This window comes from bacterium, from assembly GCA_019695335.1.
Lineage (GTDB): Bacteria > CLD3 > CLD3 > SB21 > SB21 > JABWBZ01.
This window is the reverse complement of sequence record JAIBAF010000016.1, coordinates 40,978-58,885: the sequence shown is the minus strand read 5'-3', so window position 1 is coordinate 58,885 and position 17,908 is coordinate 40,978. Positions and strand designations below refer to the sequence as shown.

Annotated in this window: 21 protein-coding genes; 12 read left to right on the top strand and 9 right to left on the bottom strand. The window is 44.0% G+C overall.

Features of this window, described 5'->3' with window-relative positions:
• The 8 genes from K1X84_06220 to plsY form a co-directional block, all read right to left on the bottom strand.
• Positions 1-1,064, bottom strand: a 1,064-nt coding sequence (locus tag K1X84_06220) for an inositol-3-phosphate synthase (GenBank protein ID MBX7151218.1), incomplete at its 3' end; no start/stop codon positions are given.
• A gap of 78 nt (positions 1,065-1,142) precedes the next feature.
• Positions 1,143-1,874 (bottom strand): CDP-alcohol phosphatidyltransferase family protein, encoded by a 732-nt coding sequence (locus K1X84_06215; GenBank protein ID MBX7151217.1) that lies wholly within the window; start codon positions 1,872-1,874, stop codon positions 1,143-1,145.
• A 189-nt stretch (positions 1,875-2,063) separates the two neighbouring features.
• Complete coding sequence (locus tag K1X84_06210; GenBank protein MBX7151216.1) at positions 2,064-2,876, bottom strand: alpha/beta hydrolase; 813 nt, start codon at positions 2,874-2,876, stop codon at positions 2,064-2,066.
• 136 nt (positions 2,877-3,012) lie between these two features.
• Positions 3,013-3,570 (bottom strand): hypothetical protein, encoded by a 558-nt coding sequence (locus tag K1X84_06205; GenBank protein MBX7151215.1) that lies wholly within the window; start codon positions 3,568-3,570, stop codon positions 3,013-3,015.
• A 140-nt stretch (positions 3,571-3,710) separates the two neighbouring features.
• Complete coding sequence (locus tag K1X84_06200; GenBank protein ID MBX7151214.1) at positions 3,711-5,177, bottom strand: sigma 54-interacting transcriptional regulator; 1,467 nt, start codon at positions 5,175-5,177, stop codon at positions 3,711-3,713.
• Between the two features lie 134 nt (positions 5,178-5,311).
• Complete coding sequence (locus K1X84_06195) at positions 5,312-5,920, bottom strand: OmpH family outer membrane protein (protein MBX7151213.1); 609 nt, start codon at positions 5,918-5,920, stop codon at positions 5,312-5,314.
• 9 nt (positions 5,921-5,929) lie between these two features.
• Positions 5,930-6,754 carry a hypothetical protein gene (locus K1X84_06190; GenBank protein ID MBX7151212.1) on the bottom strand — a complete coding sequence of 275 codons (825 nt, stop codon included), beginning with the start codon at positions 6,752-6,754 and terminating at the stop codon, positions 5,930-5,932.
• Positions 6,755-6,785: 31 nt separating this feature from the next.
• On the bottom strand, positions 6,786-7,424 hold the full coding sequence (gene plsY / locus K1X84_06185; protein ID MBX7151211.1) for a glycerol-3-phosphate 1-O-acyltransferase PlsY: 639 nt from the start codon (positions 7,422-7,424) through the stop codon (positions 6,786-6,788).
• A 245-nt stretch (positions 7,425-7,669) separates the two neighbouring features.
• Here plsY and K1X84_06180 point away from each other — a divergent pair, with 245 nt between their 5' ends.
• The 7 genes from K1X84_06180 (at position 7,670) to K1X84_06150 (ending at position 13,992) form a co-directional block, all read left to right on the top strand.
• Positions 7,670-8,215, top strand: coding sequence for a gamma carbonic anhydrase family protein (locus K1X84_06180; GenBank protein MBX7151210.1), 546 nt, complete (start codon positions 7,670-7,672; stop codon positions 8,213-8,215).
• A gap of 35 nt (positions 8,216-8,250) precedes the next feature.
• Entirely contained in the window at positions 8,251-9,771 is a 1,521-nt protein-coding gene (locus K1X84_06175) for a sodium:proton antiporter (protein ID MBX7151209.1), read from the top strand.
• A gap of 80 nt (positions 9,772-9,851) precedes the next feature.
• On the top strand, positions 9,852-10,643 hold the full coding sequence (locus K1X84_06170; protein ID MBX7151208.1) for a hypothetical protein: 792 nt from the start codon (positions 9,852-9,854) through the stop codon (positions 10,641-10,643).
• Positions 10,644-10,658: 15 nt separating this feature from the next.
• Positions 10,659-11,432, top strand: coding sequence for a hypothetical protein (locus K1X84_06165; GenBank protein ID MBX7151207.1), 774 nt, complete (start codon positions 10,659-10,661; stop codon positions 11,430-11,432).
• A 42-nt stretch (positions 11,433-11,474) separates the two neighbouring features.
• The gene (gene radC / locus K1X84_06160; protein ID MBX7151206.1) at positions 11,475-12,191 is read left to right on the top strand and encodes a DNA repair protein RadC; all 717 of its coding nucleotides are present in this window, start codon (positions 11,475-11,477) and stop codon (positions 12,189-12,191) included.
• A gap of 12 nt (positions 12,192-12,203) precedes the next feature.
• Positions 12,204-12,815: a Holliday junction branch migration protein RuvA gene (ruvA, locus tag K1X84_06155; GenBank protein MBX7151205.1), complete on the top strand. Its 612-nt coding sequence runs from the start codon at positions 12,204-12,206 to the stop codon at positions 12,813-12,815.
• A gap of 1 nt (position 12,816) precedes the next feature.
• Complete coding sequence (locus K1X84_06150) at positions 12,817-13,992, top strand: CAP domain-containing protein (GenBank protein ID MBX7151204.1); 1,176 nt, start codon at positions 12,817-12,819, stop codon at positions 13,990-13,992.
• Here the strand turns inward: K1X84_06150 and K1X84_06145 are convergent.
• Positions 13,970-14,737, bottom strand: coding sequence for a glycosyltransferase (locus K1X84_06145; protein MBX7151203.1), 768 nt, complete (start codon positions 14,735-14,737; stop codon positions 13,970-13,972). The two genes, K1X84_06150 and K1X84_06145, sit on opposite strands and share 23 nt — an antisense overlap.
• Before the next feature lie 153 nt (positions 14,738-14,890).
• Between K1X84_06145 and K1X84_06140 the strand changes: the two genes are divergently transcribed.
• The 5 genes from K1X84_06140 (at position 14,891) to K1X84_06120 (ending at position 17,901) form a co-directional block, all read left to right on the top strand.
• Positions 14,891-15,352, top strand: coding sequence for a GNAT family N-acetyltransferase (locus tag K1X84_06140; protein MBX7151202.1), 462 nt, complete (start codon positions 14,891-14,893; stop codon positions 15,350-15,352).
• Positions 15,353-15,575: 223 nt separating this feature from the next.
• Positions 15,576-15,950 carry a response regulator gene (locus tag K1X84_06135; protein MBX7151201.1) on the top strand — a complete coding sequence of 125 codons (375 nt, stop codon included), beginning with the start codon at positions 15,576-15,578 and terminating at the stop codon, positions 15,948-15,950.
• A 12-nt stretch (positions 15,951-15,962) separates the two neighbouring features.
• Positions 15,963-16,616, top strand: coding sequence for a DUF4388 domain-containing protein (locus K1X84_06130; GenBank protein ID MBX7151200.1), 654 nt, complete (start codon positions 15,963-15,965; stop codon positions 16,614-16,616).
• 20 nt (positions 16,617-16,636) lie between these two features.
• Positions 16,637-17,074 (top strand): hypothetical protein, encoded by a 438-nt coding sequence (locus K1X84_06125; protein MBX7151199.1) that lies wholly within the window; start codon positions 16,637-16,639, stop codon positions 17,072-17,074.
• 26 nt (positions 17,075-17,100) lie between these two features.
• Entirely contained in the window at positions 17,101-17,901 is an 801-nt protein-coding gene (locus K1X84_06120) for a DUF4388 domain-containing protein (protein MBX7151198.1), read from the top strand.
• Positions 17,902-17,908 lie beyond the last annotated feature (7 nt).

The window sequence follows — 17,908 nt, the reverse complement described above, 5'->3', positions numbered from 1 at the left end:
TCGAGAAACAGTGCAAGGTCGAGCACGATCGGCGCCGCGAGAATCGAGTCGCGGCAGAGAAAATCGACTTTAATCTGCATCGGATATCCGAGCCACCCGAAAATATCGATATTATCCCAGCCTTCTTTATTGTCGCCACGCGGTGGATAATAATTGATCCGAACGACGTGAGAAATTTTACCGTACAAATCAGGATATACTTCCGGCTGAAGAATATGTTCGAGCACGGAAAGTTTGCTTTCTTCTTTGGTTTTGAACGATTCCGGATCGTCGAGCACTTCGCCGTCGCGGTTACCGAGAATATTCGTCGAATACCAGCCGTTCATCCCGAGCAAACGTGCTTTGAATCCGGGCGCAAGAATTGTTTTCATCAGCGTCTGACCGGTTTTGAAATCTTTGCCGCAAATGGGAACGCTCAATGTATGTGCAAGATCGACGAGCGCGGGTACGTCCCCACTGAGGTTCGGCGCGCCGTTGGCATACGGAATGCCTTCTTTGATCGCGGCGTATGCGTAAATCATACTCGACGGAATATTCGGATCGCTGTCTCGCAAGCCTTGTTCGAATTTTTCGATCGTCTGGTGAACGTCCGTCGGTTTGATAAAAACTTCCGTCGAACCGCACCACACCATCACGAGCCGGTCGCAGCCATTGTGTTTTTTGAAATTCTGAATGTCGGCGCGAAGCTGTTCCGCCAAATCCATTTTCGACTTGCCGGTTTTCACATTCGGCCCGCTCAGGCGTTTCACATATTTCTGATCGAAAACAGCCTTCATCGGTATGATCGCTTCGAGTTCCGGCTTGATCTGATTCAATAAATCTTTTTCAATAACGCCGGCTTTCATCGCGGCTTGATAGGCATTGTCTTCGAAAATGTCCCATCCACCGAAGACGATGGAATCGAGCGGTGAGAGCGGGACGAATTCATTGATTTTCGGTACGCGTTTTTCGGTACGTTTACCAAGGCGAATGGTGCCCATTTGCGTGAGCGAACCGACCGGCTGAGCGAGGCCTTTGCGTACGGCAATCACGCCGGCAATCATTGTGGTCGCCACGGCGCCCATACCGGGCAGTAATACACCTAATTTTCCCTGCGCGGGTTTGATAGTGACAGGTCTTTCCAAAAGATACTCCTTATGAAGTTAAACCGGGATTTCATTTTTGGCAGGAAGTTTTTCTTCCTCTGCTTGTAACTGAAGACTCAATTTATACGAATGATACATTCTTTGAACGGCTGTATAATTGGCAAATATTGCGACAATAACCACCGGACCCGTAAATAAATAAATCGGCTTGAATACGTGAATCCCGTTGACAATCCATATATAATTGGGATCGACCACAACCATCGACAAACCGCAAAATAATGAACCGACGCCGAGCCATACGATGCGTTCGGGACGCTGCATCAATCCGACTTTGCAATCAAGTTTAAGACCCTCCGATCGCGCTCGAATGTAACTGACCATAGTTGAACCGCCGAGGGCGATGAAACAAAATACCGATTCGTAAAAATAATTATGCGCAATCAGATAATACCCCATGCCCAGAAACATGATCACTTCGCTGTAGCGATCGAGAACGGAATCATAGAGCGCTCCAAAGCGTGTAGAAAGTCCGGCGGCGCGGGCAATTTTTCCGTCCATGATATCGCAAATACCACCCATCAGCACAAGAAATCCGCCCCAGCCAACGTATTGCAAATCGTCGCGCATACCGTATTTCGATCCGAGCGCAAACGCGGTCGCGGCAGCAAGATTCAACATCAGGCCAAGCGTGGTAAACCAATTGGGATTGACTTTGAAACGTGAAAACAGTTTGATCAGGGGCTGGATAACAGCAATAAAACCGTTTTCAACGGCTTTGGGAAGCATTACACTCAAACGAGAGTCCTCTACTCAAACAGAGATTAGTCGATCGTGCACGTTGTGTCTTTGGTTGCACACCGGCATAGGTCTAGGAAATTCCTGCCAATGTATTGATCGCCCGCTAAAAATGCAAGGTCTAATCTTAAAAGGCCGGGAGGATTGAGGACAATAAATCCGTTGATATTTATCGGAAAATCAATGGAAGTATTTTTTAAACAGCTCCAGGGACGTCATAGTAGAAAATTGATTTTTAAAAAAATCGCCAACAACTATATTGAACCAAGCCGGGTGTTCATATACGCCGGCATGCGTCGATCCGGGCATGACAAATAAAAATCCTTGCGGTATGTTTTCAAAAATTTCAATCGAATGTTCATAACGAATGAGATCCCGGTCCCCCATCATTACCATAAACGGAGCTTTAATAGAATGCAAGTCGGCGACAGGAATGTGCGGATGATTTTGCACAAGGCTCATCATTTGCTTTTCCTTCTTGGTTCTGGTGTTTCGTAACATCCCCTCAACCCACAATGCAATTTCCGGCAGTACCGCGGTCGTATCGGGGCGCAGATTGAGCGCATAGCCGGCTGCTTTTCGTACTTTTCCTGGATAATGGATTGCGAGCAGCAACGCCAGAATGCCTCCATCGCTTTGCCCCCAAATATACGCTGAATCAACATGCAAAGTATCCAAAAGATCGTTAATGTCCTTCGCCATCATTTCATACGTCAGCGTCGAAACGGTGTCGATCGTTTTACCATGGCCCCGGCTATCGATCGCAATGACTTTATAGTCTTTGGAAAAATATTCAATACGTTTGCTGTGCCCGGCAATGGAACCTCCGTTCCCGTGCAACAACACCAACGGTGCACCGCTGCCGTAAATTTCATAATACATTTGAATGCCGTTGATGGATACATAATGCCCGGCCGAGGGGTTATTACCGTATTGGATTTGCGCAAAACAAGTTGCAGTGGATAGCACGAAAGCAAGCACGATGGTTTTCATAAATCCTTTTCGGTTAAAATTTTAATTTTGAATGTAACGTTTTAACGTCATTCATTGCCGCAAGTTGCATTTGATTCTAACCTGTTATATAAAAGAATAAGTTCACAAAATTAAAATTTCAACGAAAATATCAGGATCAACTCCCTTTCACACGTGTCATAGTAATGTTTTCATAACTTTCGGCGCCCGACCTTATAAAGGTAAAAACAAGTACCGCGTGATCCGCATCATTAAAAGTTAATTTCACATGATGTACGTGTCCGGCTTCAGGAGAGGATAAATTGGTAATGTCTATGAATTGAAAATCAACCGATTTTTCATTCTTATTGAATGGATCGGCTTTCAATCGCGGATGATTGTTGGCGCCGCAGAAATGCGTCATCCGCAGATCGGATCCATCCATGTGGTAGACGCTCGTCATGGTGATGGTCCCGTCTGAAATTAAATTTTCCACTATCGAAGTACCGTTACCGGTCAAATAATATTCCACATCGAAGATCCCGCCGTCTCTGGGATTAGCGCCAGTCCATTTGACAGCGCCTTTCCATTTGCCGGTCAACCCTTTGATCGATTCAAAAGCCTCGTTGTTTGCCTTTTTTGAATCTTTATGTTCGTGTTGTGCATAAAGCGAAGAACCGGTAATTATAAGCATAAAAATAATTTCCAGAAAATTTCTGTTCGGCCAGCTTTTCATCGCATACCTCCATGTAATTTTGATACAATTAAGGAATGATAGTTCTACGACAGAATAAAGAGTGGAGTTGCTGTAAAATTGTATGAAAACGAAATACGCTTGCTTAGAAATATACACGTGATTTCACGTGATCGTGGACGTTATTCTTCCTTATCCCAATTTATTTTTCCAAGCATACTTCCAACCATGTCTTTGTATGACACGCGTGCATCAAGTTGATCTTTGCTGAGCGACGAATTCTGATGTAAACCTTCCAGCACAAATTCCATCGCCGATGCCAGCGCCGGTTTATCCGTTTCGTCAATTTTCATGTACTTCAAAGCGACTTCTTTTAAGGTCGGCACGCGTGTCAAATGATCAAAATATTCCTGGAAAGGCATGTCATTGGAGACGTCGAGCCGATTTCCGGTAAACCACGCCAGAATTTGCTGATACACGTTCATGTCTTTTTTGGAAAGCGGATCAGGAAAGTAATTTTTAAAAACCGCTTTGACCGCCCGACCAATCAATACGTGAGCCACTTGCGCCACGCCTTGCTGTTCACCTTCGTACACAAGTTCAACTTTCCCCGTGATCGATGGAACGAGATGATACAAGTCGCAAATACGCGGAAATGGATTTTTTTCATTGAGAACGACTGCACGTTTTTCGGCGGCGCTGATAAGATTTTCAAGACAAGAAATCGTCAGCCGCGCACTGACGCCTGATTTTTGATCGATAAATTCGCTTGCACGGGCCTGGAAAGCAATATTTTCGATAATTTCTTTAAAATACGAAGGAACCGGTATCGACGGATTATCACGTTCCTGCCAGGCTTCCTGTTCGGTAATTCTCATTCCATCTTCAATTCGCAAAGGATAATGCGTCAGGATCTGAGAATCGATCCGGTCTTTGAGCGGCGTGATGATGCTGCCGCGATTGGTATAATCTTCAGGATTGGCCGAGAACACAACTAAAATATCGAGAGGAATACGGATATTGAATCCACGAATTTGAAAATCTTTTTCTTCCAGGATATTGAAAAGACTCACTTGAATTCGCGGCTGCAGATCGGGCAATTCGTTGATCGCAAAAATACCGCGATTACTGCGGGGAATGACGCCAAAATGCATGACGCGTTCATCCGCATAATGTAATTTATGCGTTGCCGCTTTGATCGGATCGATGTCACCGATCAGGTCGGCAACGGTCACGTCCGGCGTTGCCAGCTTTTCACCATAACGCTCTTCTCTTGCAAGCCACGCAATCGGCGTCTGATCGCCGTGTTGCTCAACCATGTCTTTGGCAACACGTGAAATCGGATTGAACGGGTGATCATTCAGCGGCGCATCTTTGATGACAGGAATTTCTTCATCGAGCAAATTGATCAGGCTGCGCAAAATACGCGTTTTGGCCTGCCCCCGCAAGCCGAGTAAAATTAAGTCGTGTTTTGAAAGTAATGCATGAATGAGTTCGGGAACAACCGTTGTTTCATAACCGATAATGCCCGGAAAGATATTTTCTTTTTCGCGTAATTTACGAATAAGATTACGCCGGATTTCGTCTTTGACTGACAATGCCTTGTAACCGGACTGTTTGAGTTCCCCGATCGTCGATGGTTTGGCCATGCCATACCTTTCGTAATGAAATTATGAGAATTAAAATGAAGTTGAAAAATGTAACCACTGCATGATCGAATTGCAAATAAAAAACCGTCTCATCGAGTGCGTTATGAGACGGTTTTAAAAATGGGATTTCAGAATTATTTTTTCGTCGAATCTCCGCCCGCAGGATTGAGCGGCACGGGAACGGCCGGAGGTACCCGTGAATTGAGTTCGCTGCTGAGAATTTCGGTTAAATCCTGAGCCGGATCACCGTAAATCACCATGCCTTCCACAGGCGTTCCGAAAATAAGCGTGTACCCGTTGTCTTTGCCGTATTTATTAATGAAATTGCTGATATCCTGAAAAACCGGCTCGAGCAGTTGCGCTTGTTTTTGTGAAACGGCCTGCTGCAGCCCTTGCTGCATTTGTAAAAACTCGCTTTGTTTGGTTTGAAAACGCTCCATCTGCGGAGCCAGCGCTTGCATGGTCAGCACCTGCGATTTCTTTTTCAAATCGGCATCCATACCCTGCAATTCTTTGTAACGTTCTTCCAATTCTTTTTGGACATGCGATGTTTCTTCCTGAAGTTTTTGTTGGATAGCAATCGCCGGTTTATAATTGGCCAACAAAACGTCAGATTTAACATACCCGATTTTGGCGCTGCGCTTTTCCAGCGTATTGACCTGGATTAATAAATACACCGAGGCTGCCAACAGCACGAGCCCGACCGCGCCAAAGATGTAGATAAGTTTTTTGTTGTCTTGCATGAGAGTCTCCTAAGTATGATGAATTGTTTGAAATTCCGATTGCTGATGATGATCGCACAAAACCTGATGTAAATGAATTAATGCATGATATGATTCGACGTCCGAAGGCATACTCTCCAAGACCGCCGATTTGACCGCCGTCAGTGCATTGTGTGCAAAAACGATAAATTTGAAACGAAAATTAACAAACAGGTTGATCAACTGAATATTCATGACATGGCGATCAAACAAAAAATCGTTCTGTTTTTTTTCATAATCCGAAAAAACGATGCCGTGCCCGTAATATGAATATGTTTTGGAATCGAGCACCATTGGCGCATAATGCTCCACGTCCGCCGATTCACGGATTTCATACGTTGGGTTGACGATCGTGCATCGTAGGTTGTGGGCAGCCTCGATCCGGATCACCAGCAGTCCGTGCTCGTCAGTCAATTCCTTCCGGTCAGCCTGTTTACGTCCCAGCTTGATCAGAGACGCGTTGATCGGCGTTACTCCTTCTGAAAAAGACATAATATAACCGTTTTCGACAATTGTGCCATTCGGTGAAGCGTGTTCATTGCGTACGTGACGGATTCGGGCATCACGGGAGATGGCAATGTCTTTAAAAACGTCCAGTAAATCACGGTCATCAAGAATGACGGTCCAGAAATTTTTCAAAAGATAATACGCCAACACTGCGATTGTGGCAAAACAAACGACCAAACCGATGGCGTCTGTTTCACCCATCAAAGCTCTTTGGGCCATTCGGTAAAAAAAATACCCGCCGCCGGACAAACTCGCCAGCGCGAATATCCACCACAGCCATTTTAATTTCCTTGAAAAAACCGTGTTCATGACCCGCCGGTTTATAAAAATACCGCATTCATTATTTCTTCGAACCGAATTTGTTTTCCTCACCTTTCAAAAGCCGCCGGATATTGGCACGATGAGTGAACATAATCAGTACGGCAACAAACAGACTGAACACGAGCAAGTAGGGAGAAACCGGTTCGTGCAGCACCCAGGCTTCTATAAATACGATCACAGGAAAAAAAATCGCACCGATAATCGAACCTAATGATACGTATCGAGTCAACAAAAAAATAATCAAAAAAACGACAAAACACAGTCCGACTTCCGAAGGCGCCACACCCGTCACGGCACCTGCAACCGTCAACACTCCTTTGCCGCCTTTAAAATCGAAAAAAATCGTCCAGATATGTCCGGCAACAGCCGCGATACCTGCCAGAATTCTGACTGCAATCGGATCAATCACCAGCAAATCCGAACTTGGCATCAACCACGTACTGATCACCATCGCGGCACAAAATCCTTTTGCAAAATCGAATACCGCTACAACCGTTCCCCACTTTGCGCCCAGAAACCTGATGGCGTTGGTCATGCCGGCATTACCGCTGCCGTATGTCCGGATATCGACGCCTTTGATCAGGCGGGACAAAATAATGCTCGGTGAAATCGAGCCTAAAAGATAGGACACAACTATCGTCGCCAATAAATGTAACATACTCCGAGTTCTCCTCCGAAACGGCTGTGAGTATACAAAAAGAGTAAGGTAATTTCAACTTTTATCTTGATGTATAATTCAGTCGACAGTTCAATTGAATGATCCGATGTTGCAACTTCTCCTAATTCAATTGACTTTTTGAAAAAATTTTTCCAACTTCACCTCGCGTTTTCATTGATAACCCATCACGTTTTCCCAACCGTTTTTTTAGATGCAATTCAACGGGATCCATTAGCGAGGCTATTGTGGAGTATGTACCCCAATCTTTTCGTTTAAGCAATTGCACGCACCGGCAAATCCAGGATTCGGCGTTTATCGCACGGACTGCGTCTGTAATTGGCAATATTGTCATTGGTACCGATGTCGGCATTTGGTTCGGTGCCGTTTTACGCGGGGATATGGAAACCATCACTATTGGCGACAACAGTAATATTCAAGACAATGCGGTTGTTCATGTCGATTTCGGTTTCCCAACGGTAATCGGCAAAAATGTCTCGGTCGGCCACAGCGCGATCATTCACGGCGCAACCGTCCATGATAATTGTATTATTGGTATGCACGCAACGCTGCTCAATGGCGCTGTGATTGGAGCAAATTGTATCGTCGGCGCGGGAGCCATCGTCATGCAGGATCAGATCATACCTCCCAACTCAGTCGTTATGGGCATTCCGGCAAAAGTCAAAAAAACGTCAGACGAAAAAGTTCTGGAAGCGATACGCCGCAATTGGGAAATTTATGTTGATTTTGCGCGGGAATACCGTTTATCCGAATATCATCAGAACGTCAGATAAAAAAACTATTCTCCATTAATTCAAAGAGGTGTACAATGATTTCACGGTGTAAGACATTGAGCATGGCCGGTATTGTAATATGGTTGCTTTTGGCAAGTATATCCGTCGTATCCGCACAGGAACACGGCAGCGATACGGCCACGGCGAAAACCGAAATGACGGCCAACGTAGCACAGGAAGGTGAAGCACATCACGATCTACCGGCGACGTTTATGGTACTGCCTTTTGTGGTATTATTGATCATGATTGCCACCGGTCCTCTATTTTACAAACATTTTTGGGAACATCACTTCCACCATGTATCCATTGCTCTCGGATTGGTAACGGTTTTGTATTACATTTTTGGATTGCACGATACGCATAGTCTTACACATACATTGTCAGAATACATTTCGTTTATTTCGTTGCTGACAGCATTATTCGTAGCATCCGGAGGCATCCTCATCACCATCGACAAAAAAGCCACCCCGATGCTCAATTCTGTTCTACTTTTTATTGGCACTGTTGTGGCCAACCTCATCGGAACAACCGGTGCATCGATGCTGTTGATTCGTCCTTTTTTACGAATTAATAAAGGCCGAGTGAAAGCTTATCATGTTGTGTTTTTTATTTTTCTTGTCAGCAATGTCGGCGGTGCTCTTACACCTATCGGCGATCCTCCGCTGTTTCTCGGTTTCCTCAAAGGCGTTCCGTTTTTCTGGGTAATCGAACACGTCATTCATATATGGCTGTTCGTAGCTTTATTGATCATTGTCGTATTTTATGTCATCGACAGCCGCAATAAATCGGAAGGTTCATCGACGGAAGTCTACACAGGAAAATTCTCCATCCGCGGAGGAAAGAATTTTCTTTATCTGGCATTGATTATTCTCGCAGTTTTTATGGATCCTAATGTGATTCCGGGATTTCCCGATCTGAATGCATTGTTGCATGTGCCGTTTGGTGTCCGCGAAATAATGATGTTTGCCATAGCGTTTATGGCGTACAAAACGGCTGACCGCGAAGCATTGAAAGGCAATGAATTCAATTTCGCTCCGATCAAAGAAGTTGCGTGGTTGTTTATTGGCATATTCGCCACGATGATTCCGGCTTTACAATTGGTTCAATTTGAAGCCAGCAAACCTGAAGTCGCGAAAGTTCTAACACCAGGCATGTTTTTCTGGTCGACCGGAGCTTTATCATCATTCCTTGACAACGCGCCAACTTATTTGAGTTTCTTGAGCGCAGCCGTGGGAAAATTTGCCATCCCCGGTGGCATGGATGCATTAAAAAACTTCTACGATCTCGAGCATGCAATGGGACATTCCGATATTACCTGGATGTTCGGTTTATTTCACATTACGGCGTTTGAAGAATATCTCCTTGCTATCTCGCTTGGCGCGGTATTTTTCGGTGCAAATACTTATATCGGTAATGGACCCAACTTTATGGTCAAATCGATTGCTGAACAGTCCGGCGTCGAGTGTCCGAGTTTCTTCGGATACATCGTTAAATATTCCGTCCCGGTATTAATTCCGATTTTTGCAATCGTTTGGTTGATGTTCTTCTTTAATTAAATAAGAATCGATTCACTGGCTATGTATCAAAATCATAGCCAGTGAATCATTTATCCATTAAAATTAAGTTTGAAATTGGGATGGCTACCGCAAAAGTTCAACTCGGCGAATGGATTACAGAGGGCTGGAATTTACTAAAAGCACAATGGCAGACATGGACAGCTATGACCATTATCTTTTTCATTCCCGTGGCTGTTGTAATCGGCATAGAACAGGCCATCACCTTCAGAATGCAAAAATCTTTTGGTGCTTCTGCGTCTTTAATCGATTTTATTCGTAGCTTCAGCCAGTCCATGACGTTAAGCATTTTGACATCATTTATTATCGCCATAGTCAATGCGTTATTTCTCGGAGGAATTTACCGTGCGGCGTTCAAGCAAATACGTGGCGAAAGCATCGCCATTTCGGATATTTTCTCCGGAATGGATTTATATGTCAAAGTTGTCGTTGCCGCTTTAGTTATCAATGTCCTTCAGCTTTTAGGAACATTCTTATGTTATTTTCCGGGTCTGATAGCGCAAGGGCTGCTGATGCTCACAATTCCTTTGATCGTTCAAAAAAATATGGAACCTTTGGACGCCATTAAAGAAAGCTTTCATACGACAAAATCCGAGTGGCTGATGTTTACCGTCTTGATCGTAGTCACCAGCTTGCTCGCCGCCGCAGGAGTGATCGTGTGCTTTGTAGGAATATTTTTTACCTATCCGTTGCTATTTCTAATTACGGCTGTGGCGTATCGCGATATATATGAGCCTGAAACGCGGCCGATGTCGCGTGTGGACGAACTCTATTCAAAACATTGCCGTGTATGCCATGCGTCAATCCCGGTTAATGCAGCGTTTTGTGACAAATGCGGAGCAGGACAAGTTTAATTCAATGAGGTGAGTATGCCCAAAGGTGGTATTGTAAAATTCGGCGACTGGATTTCGGAAGGCTGGAATCTTTTTACCAAACAATGGCAGACATGGGGATTGATGGGGTTGATGTTTTTTCTTCCCATCCTATTTTTTATTGCGATCTTTTTTTTCATCGCAATGGCTTCGGAATTTATTGCACGTGGCAATCCTTCGTTTATTTTCGGCATCGTGGCCGGTGTATTGATCGGAAGTTTGCTGCTGCTTTTGGCCATCAGTTATCTCATGGGCGGAATGTACAAAGCTGCGTTCAAACAACTTCGCGGCGAACCCATTGAATTTGCAGATGTATGGTCTGGCGGGGATGTTTTCTGGAAAATGACCGTTGCGAATATCTTGATAGCGTTATTGTCAATCGTCGGAATTCTTTTGTGTTATTTCCCCGTGTTTGTGGTAGCCGGGCTAACGTATCTCACCCATCCAATTATTGTCCGTGAAAATTTGAATCCGGTCGACGCCATCAAAAAAAGTAAAAACCTCGCCAAAGACGATTGGTTAATGTTTACTATATTCGCTTTTGTCGTAAGTTTGCTTGCACAGGTTGGAGCTTATATTTGTTATATAGGAATTATTTTTTCAATTCCACTAACATATACCATCGGCGTTGTCGCTTACCGTGATTGTTTTGAACCAAAACTCAAACCGGCAACTCCCGAAGAAACCGATTCCAAAGCATGTAAAAATTGCGGCAAGTCAATCCCTGTTCATTCCAATTTCTGCGATTTTTGCGGAGCAGGACAAGTATAATTAATTTTTTTGAGATTTTTCTACTCTATCCATAGAATCGTCATGCCTCAGTTTAAAAAAATCGCCGAAGCGGCTACTCACCATACTAAAATTACCGATTGGTCTGTCGATGAACGACCACGGGAAAAACTCGAAAAACATGGCGCGGCAACGCTTAGCGATTCAGAACTGCTTGCCATTCTAATAGGAAGTGGTACGCAAAAAATTACGGCAGTCGATCTTGCTAAGACATTATTGCGGCAATTCAGTACTCTTGCTAATCTCGCCAAATGCAATTACCATGAATTAAGTCAGTTCAAAGGTATCGGCAAAGTGAAGGCCATAAAATTGATAACGTCTTTCGAAATGGCGCGGCGCCTTCAATCTTTTGTTGATGAAAAAAAAATGAAAATTGCATCGCCGGATGATGTTGTGCGGCAATACGGACCTTTGCTGCGCGATTTGAACAAAGAAGTTTTTAAAGTGATTTTGCTCGATGGCGCCAACCAGATTATTCGTGATGTAACTATTTCCGAAGGAACACTGACCGCGAGTTTAGTTCATCCCAGAGAAGTTTTCAAAGCTGCGCTGGACGAACACGCCGCCGCTGTAATTTTGCTGCACAACCATCCAAGCGGTCATACCGACCCGAGCGCCGAGGACATCAGCATCACACGTCAACTTGAGCAAGCCGGAAAAATCATGGGTATCCCGGTTCGCGATCATATTATCATTGCGGGGCGCAGTTTCGCAAGTCTGGCTAAATTAGGATATTTGTAAGAACGGAGATCCATGATCGCTTATTTAAAAGGTATCATCGCTGAAAAAAATCCGACCCGAACTGTATTAGACGTCAATGGCGTCGGGTATGAAGTTTTGATTCCGGTCAGCAGCTATGAAAAGCTCGGTACCATCGGAGAATCGGTACAACTGCTGACGTATCTGCATGTCCGTGAAGACATCATGCAATTATTCGGCTTTTCAACTCCGGATGAGCGTGAAGTTTTTCTTCTGCTCATTTCGGTCTCAGGAATCGGGCCAAAATCAGCCCTCGGAATACTTTCCAGCGTGGCGCTCCCCGACTTCAAGAAAGCTATTGCTCAGGAAGATTATAATCTCTTGACAGCCGTGCCGGGCATTGGGAAAAAAACCGCCCAGCGTTTAGTCGTTGAACTCAAAGAAAAAGTTGCCAAAATCAGTACGTCCGATGAAGGAACTCGTGCGCCGATCGTACGTAGCGCGACCGATACAACCGATGAAGCTATGATGGCCTTGATGTCGTTAGGCTATGCCAAAGCAGTTGCAGAAAAATCCATTACCCGTGCCTTGCGTGAAAATCCTGGAAAAGAATTTTCATTGCAAGAACTTATCAAGGCTGCGTTACGTTTTGCAACAGCAGGTTAGTATGCGCCGGTATAGTGCGATCATCTTTTCGATTTTTCCTTTTTTTCTTTTGACCGCCCAGGAATATTCTTTCACCGAAAACAGTTTCGAAAACATTCCCGGTCGCACAACGGTTGAAGCCAGGATCGCCGAACTTGTTAATGCTCACCGGCAAAAAATCGGCTTGCCGCCGCTTCAATACGATCAACACCTCCAATCCGCCGCCCGTCAACATTCCAATGAAATGTTTGATTTGAATTATTTTGCCCACACTTCACCCACCCTAGGCATTAAAGACCCTCAAGATCGCGTGTATCAAACCGGGCTTACGGATTTTGCCGTCGGCGAAAACGTCGCGGTCAATAGTATCGGCAGCTCAGATGACCAAATCGCCGAACGTTTTATGGAGCAATGGCTCAATAGCCCTGGCCATCGTGCCAATATTGAACGTATCGATTTTACCCACATCGGTGTCGGCGTACTTCTGCACAAAGACAGTTCCGTTACCGATACGGTGATCAACAAACTTCGTACAAAATTCAAAACGTACCACGTTTCGAATTATGCAACGCAGGTGTTCAGTAATCGAAATTTTACTTTTTCTAAACTAAACGTTCAATTGCTGAAGAAAAAATTTCTTACCATCAACACTGTATTTCAATCCGATCGAGGTATGCTTCTGACTATCAACGGTAATTCTCAAACTTTCGATTCGGATAAAGGCCGTGTTACGATAGTTGCTGAATGGCCAGTCGACGGTCCATTGGACATTTCGATTGCATACGCAGAAAATTATCATACCAATGAATACGTGATATTTTTCCAATATAAATTAGCTGACGAAAATCTCCTGGGCTTGCGTAACCGATTAACGGCAACGAAATTTTCGACGCTGCAATGTGACATCAAATTGAAAGAGCAAGAAAAATTTTGGCTGGTGGGGAAAGGCGAAATTGAATTTCCGATTGATAATGCATCCATGATCGTCTATGTTAATGAAACTCAATCGTTTCCCATACCTATACGCCAGGGGGCTTTTGATTTTGCATTTCCATTGCTGACGAATAAAGCTTTTAAAATTGAATGGGCTTATGGATCCGGACAACAAAAAGCGGTTAAGAATCGCTTGTGGATCGATCTGGATGAAATAAAAAACAATGATGAACGCAAGGTTTTCAGGAAGATGTCTCAGAATTAATCGGAACCGATTTACGTACGTCTTTATAGCCACGGGTAAAAGGCCGGTGAAAGAAAATATCCCAGAAAAAATTCATAATGTAACGCATGAGAACGCGGACAAATCCCTCTTCGTAATAACGTCGGGCCGATGTATAGACATAGGCACGGTGAAAAAAACGAACGCGACCTTCGCGGCTCATCCGGCGACCAATTTGCGTGTCCTCGCTCCAGAATTCCAGTCCGGTATCAAATCCCCCTATGCGATCGAGCACAGGTTTTCGCAACGCAAAATTGCCTCCGTAAAAAACGCTGCCTTTGTCTAACAACCGGTTCACGACCAATTGCGTGATCGGAACCAGAAGCCAGTGATAGAGCCAAAGAGTCAACCGGCCGTACCATGTCCAATCGTGATATTTATAAGGGCCGGACATGGCCACTAATTTAGGATCGTCGGTAAATTTTTTTTCGATGTAACGCAACAAATGTTTGGGAATCTTTGTATCGGCATCGATATAAACTAAAACGTCGCCCGATGCATTTGCGTGTCCGCAATGACGAGCCTTGGTGAGGCCTTTCTGTGTTTCGGTCACTACGCTCACGCCCGGGTAAGACGAAGCAATTGCTGCAGTACGATCGGTACTGGCATTATTCACGACCAGAATTTCTAGAAAATTCTCAGGTTTATCGGCTTGCAAAACGGCCTCTAAACACCGTCCAATAATAATTTCTTCGTTGAACGCAGGGATGATAACGCTGATTTTCATGGAATGAATGTATAATGTGAATGTAAAAAACGCAATAGACGAAATATTTTAAGAATTAAAACCGGGTTACGTAATTGTTAACGTTGATAAAATATTTAATTTTATTAGATCATTATTAACACAATGTTATTTTTAAAAAAAAGACGTCCCTATATGAATTCAGTTACTATCAGACAAGCCGAGAATAAAGACATTCCTGCCATCGTACAATTCAACTGTGCGATGGCACGTGAAACCGAAAACAAAGCCTTGGATATCGAACTTGTAAAGCCCGGCGTAACATTTTTAATCGATCATCCTCAATATGGATTTTATTGCATTGCGGAAGTTAATCACCGTGCGGTGGGACAACTTATGATTACCTACGAATGGAGCGATTGGCGCAACGGCATTTTTTGGTGGATTCAAAGTGTGTATGTGGATCCTGATTTCCGCAATGCCGGCATTTTCAAAAAATTATATACTCACATTTCCGAAAAAAGTCGCACTGAAACAAACGTATGCGGTTTGCGGTTGTACGTTGAAACGAAAAATGATCGTGCTTTTCAGATCTATCGTCATCTTGGAATGTCCGAAGCTCATTATAAACTCATGGAAATCGACTACGTACTCTAGTCAAAAACATAGCCTCTCCGATGGTTTTTTTCTTGTAAATCCTTTAAAGTTATTGACAAACTATAAAGATTTGTCTATATTTTTTACGTTTTTAAAAACCCTATCTGAAGTAGGGATTTAACACGATACGCACTCCACTGATTCTCATCTATTTTCGTTACATGGTTACATGCATGATCCGCTATACCGGTTTCCATTGGAACGATAGACACAGAGGCCCTGTATGTCTGGAAAATTAAAACGGATACTTATTGTCGATGACGAGGAAACGCTGACGTTCAGCTTGTATCAGTCTTTCATCATTTCTAAAGAAAATTATGAAGTTGTAACGGCGTCTTCCGGCAATGAAGCGTGGGAAAAATTCACTTCCAATCCTTTTGATATTGTAGTCACTGACATTACGATGCCGGGAATTACCGGAATTGAATTGCTCAAACGAATCAAGCAGGAACATCCGCAAACGCATGTGATAATGATGACGGCTTACGGCTCGGATGAAAAAAAGGAAGAAGCGTTAAACAATGGTGCATACCGTTATATCGAAAAACCGTTTGAAATCAAATTGATGAAAGAAATCATCGCTTCGGCGCTTAACTAAAGTGAACCGCTTATGGCATTAGTAGGTAATTTAAAAGACCTCAAATTGACGAACATCGTACAACTCAACTGTATGGAAAAAAACCAGGCGCTTTTTACAGTTGAACACCAAAAGAAGGTCGGTAAAATTTATTTTGCCGAAGGCAATATCGTACATGCCGAATATGGTGGAAATGAGGGCGATGAAGCGGTTTACAAAATCCTGCAGATCAAAGAAGGTCCTTTCAAAGTTGAAAATAATATACCTCCACCGAAACGTACCATCAACACGCCGTGGAGCAACTTGCTCATGGAAGGACTGCGTCTGATTGATGAAGCCAAAGAGGCTAAAGGCGATGCTTTATCCAAATTCAGCAAAGAATTGAAAAACATTAATGGCGTCAATGGTGTACTCATAGGCAGTCTTTTTGGTGAAATTCTGATGGAGGAAGGTGTGTCTAATGGGAAACGAACTTCGGCAGCCATGGCGTTTGTATTGAGAAAAGTCGAAAAAATCGGACGCGCCTCCAAATCCGGTACGTTTAAAATTGGATTTATTGCCGGCAAAAACGATAAAAAAATTGTTTCCAAATGGAATGAAGACGTGGTCAAATTAATTGTCGACCCTAAAATGTCTTCCGATACCGTCGAACAGGCACTGGAACGCATCAAGCAACAGAACCCTTAAGGTAAGAATGACCGTTTAGCATGAAAGAAAAACTTGAAGAAATAACCGGTGTATCCGGGGTCCGCACAGCGTTCATTTATTTCAATGACGGTGAAGTCGTTTTTAATTCAATCCCCCAGGGATTCGATAAAGAAACGTATGAAGAAATCGCCAAAGATATAGTCCAGATGACGGCCATATTTGACCGATTGGCCACTCCTATTACCGAATACGATTTGAAATTCGACAACGGTCGAGTCATTGCTTACACACAACACAATTATACCTTGATCATTTTATGCGACCCGGGCGTAAGTCTTGCTATGCTGCGTCTGACTGTCAACGTGGCCATTGCAGACATGGAAGCTGACAAAAAATTCCAAAAACGTGTGGGTAAAATCGAAACGACCCGCCGCAGCTTCCTTGTTAGAAGCAATATGGATCCCGAGTCATGGTCATTGGTGGAAACCGTGAGTTAGATTAATCCACTCAAGGGGAAAAACCTATGTCGAGCGTACTAACGGGCAATTTAGCCTATCTCGAAGTCATTAATATTTTGAAACTATTGTCGTCAGGCAATCGGGACGGCAAGTTGATTCTCCAAAAAGAAGATCAGCGCGAAATAGGAGAAATTTATCTCAACAGCGGAAAAATTGTTCATGCTGTATGCGATACGTACCTTGGCGAGCCGGCATTCAACGAATTGATCCTTTGGCGCGCCGGTAAATTTGCTTTCGAACCGGATGCGACGACCAATCAACGAACCATCGACAAAGATACTCAGCAGTTACTTAACGAAGGTGTGCAATTTTATCAGGCATGGGAACGTATTCGTCACACCATTCCGTCATTCACTATCAAATTCAAAAAAACCGGTCAGCCGCCTCCGGCGAACGTCAAACTCAAAGGACGCGACTGGGAAATACTGAATCTTTTTGAAAGCGGTGAAATTTCGGTCAGCGAAGCCTCACAAAAATTAAACATGCGCGAACTGGATGTTGCCGGTACCATCCACACACTGATCGAAGCGGGCGTCGTACAAGCCGGAAGCCTTGCGCAGCCTGTTAAAAAAGAAACCCTCAATGAAAATTTCTTCAAAAACCTCGAAAACGAATTGATCCAGTTAATGGGGCCCGTGGCGTCGATCATTATCGACGACGTTGTCGAGTCTTTCGGTGAGAGCCGGAAAAGCTTTCCAAAGGATAAGGTTGCCGGCCTTGTCGAATCGATCAGTAACGAAATTTACGACCCGGCCAAACAGGTAACTTTTCAGCAATACATGCTGAAACAGATCAAATCGTTATAAATCTCGG